Source organism: Citrobacter sp. CRE-46, assembly GCF_059615875.1.
In genome coordinates, this window is the sequence record NZ_CM184341.1 from 3,103,197 (window position 1) to 3,116,600 (window position 13,404).

Here is a 13,404-nt window from a genome sequence, read left to right on the forward strand (position 1 = left end):
ATGAAAAAATGGTCACGCCACCTGCTCGCGGCGGGTGCTCTGGCACTGGGCATGAGCGCCGCTCACGCGAATGACAACAACACGCTCTATTTCTATAACTGGACTGAGTACGTGCCGCCAGGACTGCTGGAGCAGTTCACCAAAGAGACCGGCATTAAGGTTATCTATTCGACCTACGAGTCGAATGAAACCATGTACGCCAAGCTCAAAACCTATAAAGACGGTGCGTACGATCTGGTGGTTCCGTCTACCTATTACGTCGATAAAATGCGTAAAGAAGGCATGATCCAGAAGATCGACAAGTCGACGTTGACCAACTTCCACAACCTCGATCCGGAAATGCTCAACAAGCCGTTTGACCCCAACAATGACTACTCCATTCCGTATATCTGGGGTGCGACGGCCATTGGCGTCAACAGCGATGCCATCGACCCGAAAACCGTAACCAGTTGGGCCGACCTGTGGAAACCGGAGTACAAAGGTAGCCTGTTGTTAACCGATGACGCGCGTGAAGTCTTCCAGATGGCGCTGCGCAAGCTGGGGTATTCCGGCAATACCACCGATCCTAAAGAGATTGAAGCCGCGTATAACGAGTTAAAGAAGCTGATGCCTAACGTCGCGGCATTTAACTCTGACAACCCGGCCAACCCGTATATGGAAGGCGAAGTCAATCTGGGGATGGTGTGGAACGGCTCCGCATATGTCGCGCGCCAGGCGGGGACCCCGCTGGAAGTGGTGTGGCCGAAGGAAGGGGGTATTTTCTGGATGGACAGTCTGTCTATTCCGGCTAATGCGAAAAACAAAGAAGGTGCGCTGAAGCTGATTAACTTCCTGCTGCGCCCGGACGTGGCGAAAGAAGTCGCAGAAACTATCGGTTATCCAACGCCAAACCTGGCGGCACGTAAGCTGCTGAGCCCGGAAGTGGCGAACGATAAAACGCTCTACCCTGATGCTGAAACCATCAATAAAGGGGAATGGCAAAATGACGTCGGCTCCGCCAGCGCTATTTATGAAGAGTATTATCAGAAGCTGAAAGCAGGACGCTAATTCAGCGTTGTAAGGAATGCCCGATGGCGCTACGCTTATCGGGCCTACATCAATGCGAAGCGTAGGCCCGATAAGCGTAGCGCCTTCCGGCAAAAAAAAATCACAGCCCTTTCAATAACTTCTCAACAAACTCCGGCACCATCTGGCTTGCCGGACCGTAATGCTTCTCTTCGAACTCGCTTCCCACCTGGCTCGGCTCGAGATTTAACTCTACCGTATGCGCTCCATGCAGCCGCGCCTCATGCACAAAACCCGCGGCCGGGTAGACATGGCCTGATGTGCCAATGGCAATAAACACATCCGCCATTGCCAGCGCCATATAAATTTCATCCATTCCCAGCGGCATTTCACCAAACCACACGACGTGCGGTCGCAGCGGAGCCGGGAACTGGCAGCAATGGCATTTGTCTTCCGCAGTCACATCACCCGTCCACTCCAGAATCTGTCCGCTTTGCGAGCAGCGAACCTTGAGCAGTTCGCCGTGCATATGGATGACATTCTGGCTGCCCGCGCGTTCATGCAGGTTATCAATATTCTGCGTCACCAGTAAAAAACGGTCACCCAGCTCGGCTTCAAGTTTTGCCAGCGCGATATGCGCCGCGTTGGGCTGGATTTCTGGTTGCTGCAATTGATGACGACGGGCGTTATAAAACGACTGAACCAGTTCCGGGTTGCGACTAAACCCTTCCGGGGTCGCAACGTCTTCGACCCGATGTTCTTCCCAAAGACCATCCGTCGCGCGGAAGGTTCGAATACCTGACTCGGCAGAAATCCCCGCTCCCGTCAGTACCAGCACTCTTGGTTTTTCCATCAATTCAGGCACCACTCTGTCTCTGAAAAAGATTCGTTGACGCAGGCGATCGCGCAAATGGCGTTTATTTTTACGAAAGCGGCTTAACCGATGACTCCGACGCGACAGCATAACAACCTCTTTGTATTAATCGGTAAGATGTAAAAAAGCGGCCCCGCGCATTCCGCCCGCATCACCGTGCCGCGCCTGCTCAATACGCGGCACTCGGGCAACCGGCAGCAGATGGCGTGGCAATCTGTCCGCCAGTTGCGTCGTAATAGCGGAAAAATTCGACAAACCACCACCAATCACCACTAAATCAGGATCAACGATGGTCAGGATATTCCCCAAACAGACTGCCAGTAAATCCAGATAACGTTCAACATGGGCGCGCGCTTGCTCATCCCCCTGCTCCCACAGCGCGATAATTTCACGGGCATCCAGCGGTTGATGGTAGTAATGCTGATACAACCACGCAAATCCACCACCGGAGAGATAGCTTTCAATACAGCCCAATTGACCGCATCCGCAGCGGCGCAGTGGGAAATCAAATCCCATCAGCGTCAGCGCATCGACAGGCAAACGAATATGACCAAACTCACCGGTGATATAGCTGCGTCCGGTGATAGATTTACCGTTAAGCACCAGTCCACCGCCGACACCGGTGCCGAGGATTAATCCCATAACCAGCGGATACTGAGTGAACTCGTCGTCCCAGGCCTCAGAGAGGGCAAAACAGTTGGCATCGTTGTCCAGGCGAACATCACGGTCAAGGCGGGCGCTGAGATCGGCACGGAGCGGTTTACCACTGGCGGCAGGCACATTGGCCGCGTACAGCGTACCGTCTTCTGTTTCCGGCATACCAGGAATGCCGATCCCCACCGAACCTTTGACGCCGAATCGCTGGTCCGCTTCCATTACCAGATTGCAGACCGCATTAAGGAAAGCTTCATAGCTGTCGCGAGGCGTAGGGACGCGTGTTTCCCATTGCAAACGGCGTTGGTTATCAAATACCCCCAGCGCAATTTTGGTCCCGCCGATGTCAAATCCGTAATACATCACCGCTCCTTCTTATTGTTATTGGCCGCTAAGTACTCTCGCAGGATCAATATTGCTGGCGCGACGCGCCGGATACCAACTCGCCAAAAGACTCAGCACTAATGCTGTCACCAGTACGTAGATCACATCCAGCCAGTGTAATTCCGATGGCAGGAAGTCAATGAAATAGATATCGCCAGACAGGAACTGATGGCCGATAAGCGCCTCGATGCCGTTGATGATCGGCGTCAACTGCAGCGAGACAACCACCCCGATGACGACGCCTATCAGACTACCGAACAAACCCGCCAGCAGGCCGTACCAGACAAAAATGGCACGGATCAAACCATCTTTAGCCCCCAGGGTTCTTAATACCGCAATATCACCGCTTTTGTCTTTTACCGCCATCACTAACGTGGAAACGATATTAAAACAGGCCACGCCAATCACCAGCACCATCGCCAGATACATGATGGCGCGGATCATCTGAATATCGCGGTACATATAGCCGTAGGTGCCAATCCAGCTCTTAATATAAACATAGTTATTGGTGACTTCACCCGCGTCACGTACCAGTTTATTGGCGTTAAAGACGTCGTTAACTTTTAGCGCGATCCCGGAAACGCTGGATCCCATATCCAGGTATTGCTGCGCGTCTTCCATGGGGATCATGGCAAAGCTGTGATCGAGCTGACCGCTCAGCTGCAAAATGCCCGTCACGTGCAAACGCACGCGTTTAGGCTGCTGTAACTTATGGTCCGCACTGGCGTTAGGGATCATAATCGATACCCAGTCGCCCTGCTTCACCTTCAGCGCATCGGCAATCCCCTTACCAATGATGATTTGCTGCTCACCGGCTTTGAAATTATCCCAGGCGTGGTTCTGCACAAACGATGGCAGCGCGCTTAAATGCTGCTCCTGTTTCGGGTCAACGCCCTTCACCTGCACCGCGCGTAGATTCGCCCCACTCTCCACCAGTCCGGTAAAGTTGATATAGGGCGCTGCGGCGACAATACCAGGCACTTTCTGTACTTTATCGAGCGCTTCCTGCCAGTTGTTCCACGGCTGGTTGACGGCCTCAATTTCACCGTGCGGGACCACGGCCAGAATACGGTTGTTCAACTCACGCTCAAAGCCATTCATGGCGCTTAACCCGACGATCAACACCGCCACACCCAACGCGATGCCAACGGTAGAAATCACCGAAATCAGCGAGACCATACCGCCGCGCCGCCGACCTCGGCTAAAACGCAGGCCAATCAATAACGATAAAGGCGAAGCCATTACTCTGCTCCCATCAGGCTCAGTTCAGCCGTCAGGCGACCATCGCGCATTTCAAGCTGGCGGCTCATGCGCTTCGCCAACTGCAGATCGTGCGTCACCACCAGAAATGCCGTGCCCTGAGAGCGGTTAAGCTCCCCCAGAAGCTCGAAAATGCTGTCCGCGTTGCGCGCATCAAGGTTACCCGTTGGTTCATCCGCCAGCACCAGACGAGGGTTATTCACCAGCGCACGGGCAATCGCCACGCGCTGACGCTCGCCGCCCGACAGTTCAGACGGGCGATGGCCGGCACGATGGTCCAGCCCTACCGCTTTCAGCATATCGCGCGCGCGCGCGGTGATTTCAGCCGGTTTTTTCTTGCCAATCAGCAGCGGCATCGCCACGTTTTCCAGCGCGGTAAAATCCGGCAGCAGATGGTGGAACTGGTAAATAAAGCCCAGCTTCTGATTGCGCAGCTCCGCCTTCGCCGCAGACGAGAGTTTGCTCATCGGCTGACCGCTAAAAATGACGTCGCCGGAAGTTGGTGTATCCAGCCCACCTAACAGATGGAGCAGCGTACTCTTACCGGAGCCGGAGCTGCCGACAATCGCCATCATCTCGCCTTCGCCAACGCAAAAACTGACATCGTGCAGGACATCAGTCTGCACTGTGCCTTCCTGATAGCGTTTGCACAGGTTGTCGCATTGCAACAGGATCTTATTCATAACGTAAAGCCTCAGCGGGTTGAGTGGCGGCAGCGCGCCAGGAAGGATAAAGCGTTGACAGCAACGCGATGGCCATCGCCACCAGCGCAATGACGATAACCTGCAGCGGCTCGATGGCGACCGGCAGCGCAGCGCCATCCAGAAGCACGCCGATAATGGGCATCAGGTTGTTCAGTTGACTGGCGAGCAATGCGCCCAGCCCTGCGCCCAGCAGCGCGCCGATAATCCCGGCACTGGCCCCCTGAACCATAAACACCATCATGATCTGCCGCGGCGTTAGCCCCTGAGTTTGTAGAATCGCCACTTCCCCTTGCTTCTCCATTACCATCAGACCCAGCGAGGTAATAATATTAAAAGCCGCCACCGCCACGATCAGACTGAGCAGCAGCCCCATCATGTTTTTCTCCATGCGCACGGCCTGGAATAATTCCCCTTTACGCTCGCGCCAGTCCTGCCATTTGGTACCTTGCGGCAGCGTTTGCTGGCTCAACGTGTCAACCTTTAACGGCTCGTTCAACCACAAACGCCAGCCGGTGATATTACCCACCGGGTAGCGCATCAGGCGTGACGCATCCTGAATGTTGGTCAGCATCTGGTAGCCGTCGACTTCGCTGTTAGCGGCAAAGGTGCCGATCACCGTAAACAGACGCTGGCTAGGCAGACGCCCCATCGGCGTAAACTGACTGGCGGACGGCACCATTACGCGAATTTGATCGCCACGGTTAACGCCCAACTGCCCGGCAAGCTGCTCACCGAGGATGACATTATACTTACCCGGTTGCAGATCTGTTTGCTTCACATTGACCAGATACGGCGTGAGCGGATCTTTTTGCGCCGGGTCGATACCCAGCATTACGCCAACCGCCACGCTACGCGCACTTTGCAGCACCACATCACCCGTTGTTATGGGTGCAACGCGGTTGACGCCGTTCAACACCACCGCTTTTTCCGGCAATTGCTGCGGGTTTAGGGAACCCTGTTCAGACGAGAGAACAGCCTGGGGCATCAGGCCAAGGATATTGTTTTGCAGCTCGCGCTCGAAACCGTTCATCACTGACAACACTGTGACCAGCGCCATTACCCCGAGAGTAATGCCGATGGTGGAGAGCCAGGAAACGAAGCGACCGAAGCGATCTGCTGCACGCCCGCGCATATAACGCAGGCCGATGAATAGAGCGACAGGTTGGTACATGAAATCCGTCTGGTTGCTGTTAGCAAAGTCACGAGTATATAAGCGAAAGCGGAATGGGTAAATGACTGAACCGTAAGTGTTCGTCAGCACTATTCCTAAAAGGATAGATAAATCAATCTGCTGTAGTTACCCCTCCCCCTTCAGTCCGGGTCCCTGATCTTTATCCTAAAAAAAACAAAATGCAGACAGTTACGCATTACAGCGTACAGCGGGTTGCGCAGGATGGCAGGCTATAGCAAACAATATGGGTACGCTGTCTCAATGAATAAAAAAGAATTATGGATTAATCAAATCAAAGGGTTATGCATTTGTCTGGTGGTGATATATCACTCAGTCATTACGTTTTACCCACACCTCACCACCTTTCAGTATCCGCTTTCAGAGATGCTGAGCAAATGCTGGATTTACCTCAATCTGTACCTGGCGCCGTTTCGTATGCCGGTATTTTTCTTTATTTCAGGCTATTTGATCCGCCGCTACATCGATAGCGTTCCCTGGACAACCTGTGTGGATAAACGGATCTGGAGTATTGCCTGGGTACTGGTGCTATGGGGAGTCGTGCAATGGCTGGCGTTAGTCTCGCTCAATAACTGGTTGGCTCCGCAACGCGATCTGAGTCATGCCGCCAACGCCGCGTATGCCGGTTCAATCGCTGGCTTTACCCACGGGATGCTGACCGCCAGCACCAGCTTGTGGTATCTGTATGCGCTGATTGTCTATTTTGTGCTGTGTAAGATGTTCAACCGCTGGGCGTTACCGCTGTTGGCGCTGTTTGTCGTGCTGAGCGTGGCGATCAATTTTTTCCCCACGCCGTGGTGGGGAATGAACAGCGTGATTCGCAATCTGCCCTGGTACAGCCTCGGCGCCTGGTTTGGCGCAACGCTGATAGTATGGATCAAAGAGGTGCCTCTGCGCCGCCATACGCTCATATTTATGGTTAGCGTAGTGGCCGCTGTGGTCGCGTGGCTGGCAAATATTTCGCTACTGCTTTCCCTCCTGTCTATTGTACTGATTATGAAGCTGTTTTATCAGTTCGAGCAGCGCTTTGGTATGCGCGCATCCAGCCCGTTAAGCGTGATTGGATCTAATACTATCGCCATCTATACCACCCACCGTATTTTGGTTGAGCTGTTCAGCTTAACGCTAATCCCCAAAATCAATCATGCCGCCTGGCCTGCGTACGGCGAGTTGCTCCTGCTGCTGGTTTATCCCTTCGCCTGCCTGCTGTTCTGCACTCTGTTTGGCTTACTGGTGCGTAAGATTTCGCAAAAAACCATTGCCGACTTGCTCTTTTCTCCACCGTCTTTATCGACGGCCTCGCGCTAATTTCAACGCGCTTTTTGCCCCCATCAGGGGGCGAATCAATTTGCTTATGAGAAACGATCACGGATAATAAAGAACATTGCTTATCAGATGTATATCTAAACGAGATCCTGACAACCGAATGCCTGAACAACATCGTTACACGCTCCCGGCCAGCGCTTCCGACCAGCGCCAGTTAGGCGAACTGACCGGCGCAGCTTGCGCGACGCTGGTCGCTGAAATTGCTGAACGTCATGCGGGTCCTGTCGTACTGATCGCGCCGGACATGCAAAATGCTCTGCGACTGCATGATGAAATTCGTCAGTTTACCGACCAGATGGTAATGAACCTGGCGGACTGGGAAACGCTGCCCTACGATAGCTTTTCCCCTCATCAGGAGATTATCTCCTCGCGGCTTTCCACGCTGTATCAACTCCCTGCGATGCAGCGCGGTGTACTGATTGTGCCGGTGAACACGCTGATGCAGCGCGTCTGTCCGCACAGCTATCTGCACGGCCATGCGCTGGTGATGAAAAAAGGTCAGCGGCTTTCGCGCGACGCCCTGCGCGAACAACTGGACAGCGCGGGCTACCGCCATGTTGATCAGGTGATGGAGCACGGCGAATACGCCACGCGCGGCGCGTTGTTGGATCTGTTCCCCATGGGCAGCGAATTACCTTATCGACTGGATTTCTTTGATGACGAAATCGACAGTCTGCGTCTGTTTGATACCGACACCCAGCGCACACTGGAAGAAGTCGACGCCATTAATTTGCTGCCCGCGCATGAATTCCCGACCGATAAAACGGCGATTGAGCTGTTCCGCAGCCAGTGGCGCGATACCTTAGAAGTTAAACGCGACGCCGAACATATTTACCAGCAGGTCAGCAAAGGCACGTTACCTGCCGGGATCGAATACTGGCAGCCATTGTTTTTCAGCGAGCCGCTGCCCCCCCTGTTCAGCTATTTCCCCGCCAATACGTTATTGGTCAATACCGGCGATATCGAGACCAGCGCAGAACGCTTCCAGGCTGATACCCTGTCGCGTTTTGAGAACCGGGGTGTTGATCCGATGCGCCCGCTTCTGCCGCCACACTCGCTGTGGCTGCGCGTAGATGAGCTGTTCTCCGAACTTAAACGCTGGCCCCGTGTTCAACTGAAAACGGAGACTCTGGCGAACAAAGCCGCGAATACTAACCTCGGCTTCCAGAAGTTGCCAGATATCGCGGTTCAGGCGCAGCAAAAAGCGCCGTTAGATGCGTTACGTAAATTCCTTGAAGGCTTCACCGGTCCGGTGATTTTCTCCGTTGAAAGCGAAGGTCGCCGCGAAGCGCTTGGCGAACTGCTCGCCCGTATCAAAATCGCGCCGAAGCGCATATTGCGTCTCGACGAAGCCGTAGACAATGGTCGCTATCTGATGATTGGCGCAGCTGAACACGGCTTCATTGATAGCAAACGCAACCTGGCGCTGATTTGCGAAAGCGATCTGCTCGGGGAGCGCGTGGCGCGCCGCCGCCAGGATTCTCGTCGCACCATCAATCCTGATACGTTAATTCGTAACCTCGCCGAACTGCATCCCGGTCAACCGGTGGTGCACCTGGAGCACGGCGTTGGCCGTTATGCCGGGATGACCACGCTGGAAGCGGGCGGTATCACCGGCGAGTACCTGATGCTCACCTACGCCAACGACGCCAAACTGTACGTGCCTGTGTCATCGTTGCACCTGATCAGCCGTTACGCTGGCGGCGCGGAAGAAAATGCGCCGCTACATAAACTGGGCGGCGATGCCTGGTCTCGCGCCCGTCAGAAAGCCGCTGAGAAGGTGCGCGATGTCGCGGCAGAACTATTGGATATCTATGCTCAGCGGGCGGCGAAAGAAGGCTTTGCCTTTAAGCATGATCGTGAGCAGTACCAACTGTTTTGCGACAGTTTCCCGTTTGAAACTACGCCCGATCAGGCGCAGGCGATCAACGCGGTGCTCAGCGATATGTGCCAGCCGCTGGCCATGGATCGTCTGGTGTGCGGCGACGTCGGCTTTGGTAAAACCGAAGTCGCGATGCGCGCCGCCTTCCTCGCCGTAGAGAACCACAAGCAGGTGGCCGTGCTGGTTCCGACCACCCTGCTCGCTCAGCAGCACTTCGACAACTTCCGTGATCGCTTTGCCAACTGGCCGGTACGTATTGAAATGCTGTCCCGTTTCCGTAGCGCCAAAGAGCAAGCGCAGATTCTGGAGCAGGTGGCCGAAGGGAAAATCGATATTCTCATCGGCACCCACAAACTGCTGCAAGCGGACGTGAAGCTAAAAGATCTGGGTCTGTTGATTGTCGATGAAGAGCACCGTTTTGGCGTTCGTCATAAAGAGCGCATCAAAGCAATGCGCGCGGATGTCGATATCCTGACGCTGACGGCAACGCCTATTCCGCGTACGCTCAATATGGCGATGAGCGGCATGCGCGATCTGTCGATCATCGCCACGCCTCCTGCCCGTCGTCTGGCGGTGAAAACCTTTGTGCGTGAATATGACAATCTGGTGGTTCGCGAGGCTATCCTGCGTGAAGTTCTGCGCGGGGGGCAAGTTTATTATCTGTTTAACGACGTCGAAAATATCCAGAAAACCGCTGACAGATTAGCGGAACTGGTGCCGGAAGCGCGTATTGGTATCGGCCACGGTCAAATGCGCGAGCGCGAACTGGAACGCGTGATGAACGATTTCCACCATCAGCGCTTTAACGTTCTGGTATGTACCACTATTATCGAAACCGGGATCGACATCCCGACCGCCAACACCATTATCATCGAACGCGCCGATCACTTTGGTTTGGCGCAATTACACCAGTTGCGCGGCCGTGTGGGACGTTCACACCATCAGGCGTACGCCTGGTTGCTGACGCCGCATCCAAAAGCGATGACCACCGACGCGCAAAAGCGCCTGGAAGCCATCGCCTCGCTGGAAGATTTGGGCGCTGGCTTTGCGCTGGCGACCCACGACCTTGAAATTCGCGGCGCCGGGGAACTGCTGGGTGAAGATCAGAGTGGTTCCATGGAAAGCATCGGCTTCTCGCTGTATATGGAGCTGCTGGAAAATGCTGTCGATGCGCTCAAAGAGGGACGCGAACCGTCGCTGGAAGATCTCACCAGCCAGCAAACCGAAGTTGAACTGCGCATGCCGTCACTGCTGCCGGATGACTATATTCCCGATGTCAACACGCGACTGTCGTTCTACAAACGTATTGCCAGTGCGAAAGGCGAAAACGAGTTGGAAGAAATTAAGGTCGAGCTGATAGACCGTTTTGGTCTGCTGCCCGACCCGGCCCGTACGTTGCTGGATATTGCCCGGTTACGCCAACAGGCGCAGAAACTGGGCATCAGAAAGCTTGAAGGCAATGAAAAAGGCGGCACGATTGAGTTTGCAGAGAAAAACCACGTTAACCCGGTGTGGCTGATTGGTTTACTGCAAAAACAGCCGCAGCACTTCCGTCTGGACGGTCCAACCCGGCTGAAATTTATGCAGGATCTGGGCGAGCGTAAAACGCGAATCGACTGGGTACGCCAGTTTATGCGCCAACTTGAAGAAAACGCCGTAGCATAGTGAGCAGGCCGGGAGCGCACACAACGCTCCCGGCCGGTGAATTTACAAACTCTTTGCACTTCCCTGCACTTCCCGACACAGCAAATGGCCATAATTCCTGTTTACTTTTACATAATAAAAACCACGTAAAAACAATGGATTTATGGTGATGTTAAACAATAATCGACTCTCTCGCTGGTTAGCCTTTTTTACGCTTGCAGCGACCTTCGCGTTAGCCCTTCCGGCTCAGGCAAACACCTGGCCGCTGCCGCCGCCGGGAAGCCGTCTGGTGGGACAGAATGCCGTTCACGTTGTCGAAGACAATGGCGGTTCTCTCGAAGCTATTGCGAAAAAATACAACGTCGGCTTTTTAGCGCTGCTGCAGGCCAACCCCGGCGTTGATCCTTTCGTGCCTCGCCCTGGCAGCGTTTTGACTATCCCATTGCAAACCCTGTTACCGGATGCACCGCGCGAAGGCATTGTCATCAACCTCGCCGAACTGCGTCTTTATTATTACCAGCCGGGGACAAATTCGGTGACCGTATATCCTATTGGTATTGGCCAGTTAGGTGGTGATACGCTGACGCCCACCATGGTAACCACCATTTCCGATAAACGCGCTAATCCCACCTGGACGCCTACGGCAAATATCCGCGCGCGCTATAAAGCAAACGGCATCGATCTTCCTGCCGTTGTCCCTGCCGGGCCAGATAACCCGATGGGCCATCACGCAATTCGCTTAGCCGCATACGGCGGTGTTTATCTGCTGCACGGCACCAATGCTGATTTTGGTATCGGTATGCGCGTCAGTTCCGGCTGTATTCGTCTGCGCGACGGTGATATCGAAACCCTGTTCCGTCAAGTGAAACCAGGAACCAAAGTCAATATCATTAACACGCCGATCAAAGCCTCAGTCGAACCTAACGGCATGCGGCTGGTGGAAGTGCACCAGCCGCTGTCAGAAAAGATCAATGATGACCCGCAACTGCTGCCGATCGTGTTGAACGCCGCAATGCAGACCTTTAAGAATGCGGCGCAAACGGACCCTGCCGTCATGGAACATGCGATGGAGATTCGCTCAGGCATGCCGGTCGATGTCACCCGTCATCACGATGTGGCTCAACAACCGATGTAAACATTACCCATAAAAAAACCCCCGCTGGATTTTATTCCGCGGGGGTTTTTTATTTAACTCGCAGTGGCATTGCGATGGGTTAAATCTTATTTGTAGATAACGGCAGTCCCGTGAAGGGTGTTAGGACCGGTAACGGAAGTAATACGGAAAGACTTCGCGCCCATCTCATCCGCTTTCTGCGCCAGTTGATCTTCCAGAGAACCTAAGTTCGTCCCCGCATTTGCAGAGATAGTACCAACTTTCTGTTGACCTGCAGGCGTGGCCTGAACTTCAACAGCGGCGAAGCTGGCAAATGACAGTGAGCTAAGAACAGCAGCAACAAACAGAGTTTTTACGTTTTTCATAATAGTGACCTTTTGCAGATGAATGGGTGTCGTAATGATTAACTTAACGATCGATATGTAAATCATAGATGTGATCCAGGTCACACGTCAACATTTTTTTATAATGATCGTTATATAAAACATAAAGACCTTATTTTTCATGCTAATAGCTATAAATTATTTTTATCGCTAATCCGCTGGAGTGTGGGGGGGAATATTTTTATAATGATTATTCAATAAACCCAACAAAGGTACATCGGCGCCATGACAACTGAAACGACAGGTTGTGCAAAAAAAAGCCGTGGCCGACCAAAAGTGTTCGACAGGGAAGCCGCGCTTGATAAGGCCATGACACTCTTCTGGCAGCACGGATATGAAGCGACATCGCTCGCCGATCTCGTGGAAGCAACGGGTGCGAAAGCGCCCACGCTGTATGCGGAGTTTACCAACAAGGAAGGGTTGTTTCGTGCCGTGCTGGACCGCTATATAACTCGCTTCGCGGCGAAACACGAAGCTCAGCTGTTTTGCGAAGAAAAAAGCCTTCAGTCAGCACTGGAAGACTATTTCACCGCCATAGCGACCTGCTTTACCAGTAAAGATACTCCGGCAGGATGTTTTATGATTAATACGTCCGCGACGCTGGCGGCCTCTTCCCGCGAGATCGCACACACGGTGAAATCACGCCATGCGATGCAGGAACAGACGCTTACCCAGTTCCTTCGTCAGCGCCAGCAGCGTGACGAAATTCCGGCCCACTGCGACGTGCAAAAGCTGGCCGAATATCTGAACTGCATTTTACAGGGTATGTCGATTAGCGCCCGTGAAGGCGCGTCATTTGAGAAACTGATGCAGATCGCACACACCACCCTGCGACTGTGGCCCGAACTCATCAAAGCTTAATCCTTTCCTCTCTCTTCCACGAACAGATGACACCGCCGGGGGCTAAAAACCCTCGGTTTTTTGTACCAATAACCCTTCATTCCTTATTGTTTTCATCGCATTAGCAGATCTTTTTTAAAAAATG

General features: G+C 53.6%; 11 protein-coding genes. 5 read left to right on the forward strand and 6 right to left on the reverse strand.

Annotated elements, in window-relative coordinates; all coding sequences use genetic code 11:
* On the forward strand, window positions 1–1,047 hold the full coding sequence (gene potD / locus AC534G_RS15155) for a spermidine/putrescine ABC transporter substrate-binding protein PotD (RefSeq protein ID WP_003030797.1): 1,047 nt from the start codon (window positions 1–3) through the stop codon (window positions 1,045–1,047).
* A 100-nt stretch (window positions 1,048–1,147) separates the two neighbouring features.
* On the opposite strand, the gene cobB is transcribed toward potD, so the two are convergent.
* The 5 genes from cobB to lolC are packed head-to-tail and all read right to left on the reverse strand — an operon-like array spanning window position 1,148 to window position 6,052.
* A complete protein-coding gene (gene cobB / locus AC534G_RS15160) occupies window positions 1,148–1,969 on the reverse strand; it encodes a Sir2 family NAD+-dependent deacetylase (RefSeq protein WP_110498323.1) in 822 nt (273 codons plus the stop codon).
* Between the two features lie 15 nt (window positions 1,970–1,984).
* Window positions 1,985–2,896: an N-acetylglucosamine kinase gene (gene nagK / locus AC534G_RS15165; protein WP_085048504.1), complete on the reverse strand. Its 912-nt coding sequence runs from the start codon at window positions 2,894–2,896 to the stop codon at window positions 1,985–1,987.
* Window positions 2,897–2,914: 18 nt separating this feature from the next.
* Window positions 2,915–4,159, reverse strand: a complete 1,245-nt coding sequence (lolE, locus tag AC534G_RS15170; RefSeq protein WP_199981131.1) for a lipoprotein-releasing ABC transporter permease subunit LolE — start codon at window positions 4,157–4,159, stop codon at window positions 2,915–2,917.
* Window positions 4,159–4,860 (reverse strand): lipoprotein-releasing ABC transporter ATP-binding protein LolD, encoded by a 702-nt coding sequence (gene lolD / locus AC534G_RS15175; RefSeq protein WP_110498327.1) that lies wholly within the window; start codon window positions 4,858–4,860, stop codon window positions 4,159–4,161. The genes lolE and lolD overlap by 1 nt, the downstream gene beginning before the upstream one ends.
* On the reverse strand, window positions 4,853–6,052 hold the full coding sequence (gene lolC, locus AC534G_RS15180) for a lipoprotein-releasing ABC transporter permease subunit LolC (protein WP_038639847.1): 1,200 nt from the start codon (window positions 6,050–6,052) through the stop codon (window positions 4,853–4,855). The genes lolD and lolC overlap by 8 nt, the downstream gene beginning before the upstream one ends.
* Window positions 6,053–6,313: 261 nt before the next feature.
* Here lolC and AC534G_RS15185 point away from each other — a divergent pair, with 261 nt between their 5' ends.
* The 3 genes from AC534G_RS15185 to ldtC all read left to right on the forward strand — a co-directional run bounded on the left by AC534G_RS15185 (window position 6,314) and on the right by ldtC (window position 12,057).
* Window positions 6,314–7,378, forward strand: coding sequence for an acyltransferase family protein (locus tag AC534G_RS15185; RefSeq protein ID WP_110498331.1), 1,065 nt, complete (start codon window positions 6,314–6,316; stop codon window positions 7,376–7,378).
* Between the two features lie 118 nt (window positions 7,379–7,496).
* The gene (gene mfd, locus AC534G_RS15190; protein ID WP_110498333.1) at window positions 7,497–10,943 is read left to right on the forward strand and encodes a transcription-repair coupling factor; all 3,447 of its coding nucleotides are present in this window, start codon (window positions 7,497–7,499) and stop codon (window positions 10,941–10,943) included.
* Between the two features lie 148 nt (window positions 10,944–11,091).
* The gene (gene ldtC / locus AC534G_RS15195; RefSeq protein ID WP_110498335.1) at window positions 11,092–12,057 is read left to right on the forward strand and encodes a L,D-transpeptidase LdtC; all 966 of its coding nucleotides are present in this window, start codon (window positions 11,092–11,094) and stop codon (window positions 12,055–12,057) included.
* Window positions 12,058–12,143: 86 nt separating this feature from the next.
* Here ldtC and bhsA read toward each other — a convergent pair whose 3' ends face one another.
* Complete coding sequence (bhsA, locus tag AC534G_RS15200; RefSeq protein WP_029139491.1) at window positions 12,144–12,401, reverse strand: multiple stress resistance protein BhsA; 258 nt, start codon at window positions 12,399–12,401, stop codon at window positions 12,144–12,146.
* A 243-nt stretch (window positions 12,402–12,644) separates the two neighbouring features.
* Between bhsA and comR the strand changes: the two genes are divergently transcribed.
* Complete coding sequence (gene comR / locus AC534G_RS15205) at window positions 12,645–13,280, forward strand: TetR family copper-responsive transcriptional repressor ComR (RefSeq protein ID WP_038639835.1); 636 nt, start codon at window positions 12,645–12,647, stop codon at window positions 13,278–13,280.
* Window positions 13,281–13,404: the final 124 nt, after the last annotated feature.

Bases quoted from the DNA above. Each gene is read 5' to 3' on its own strand.
- potD (WP_003030797.1), top strand. From the start codon at position 1: ATGAAAAAATGGTCACGCCACCTGCTCGCGGCGGGTGCTCTGGCACTG.
- cobB (WP_110498323.1), bottom strand. From the start codon at position 1,969: ATGCTGTCGCGTCGGAGTCATCGGTTAAGCCGCTTTCGTAAAAATAAA.
- nagK (WP_085048504.1), bottom strand. From the start codon at position 2,896: ATGTATTACGGATTTGACATCGGCGGGACCAAAATTGCGCTGGGGGTA.
- lolE (WP_199981131.1), bottom strand. From the start codon at position 4,159: ATGGCTTCGCCTTTATCGTTATTGATTGGCCTGCGTTTTAGCCGAGGT.
- lolD (WP_110498327.1), bottom strand. From the start codon at position 4,860: ATGAATAAGATCCTGTTGCAATGCGACAACCTGTGCAAACGCTATCAG.
- lolC (WP_038639847.1), bottom strand. From the start codon at position 6,052: ATGTACCAACCTGTCGCTCTATTCATCGGCCTGCGTTATATGCGCGGG.
- AC534G_RS15185 (WP_110498331.1), top strand. From the start codon at position 6,314: ATGAATAAAAAAGAATTATGGATTAATCAAATCAAAGGGTTATGCATT.
- mfd (WP_110498333.1), top strand. From the start codon at position 7,497: ATGCCTGAACAACATCGTTACACGCTCCCGGCCAGCGCTTCCGACCAG.
- ldtC (WP_110498335.1), top strand. From the start codon at position 11,092: ATGTTAAACAATAATCGACTCTCTCGCTGGTTAGCCTTTTTTACGCTT.
- bhsA (WP_029139491.1), bottom strand. From the start codon at position 12,401: ATGAAAAACGTAAAAACTCTGTTTGTTGCTGCTGTTCTTAGCTCACTG.
- comR (WP_038639835.1), top strand. From the start codon at position 12,645: ATGACAACTGAAACGACAGGTTGTGCAAAAAAAAGCCGTGGCCGACCA.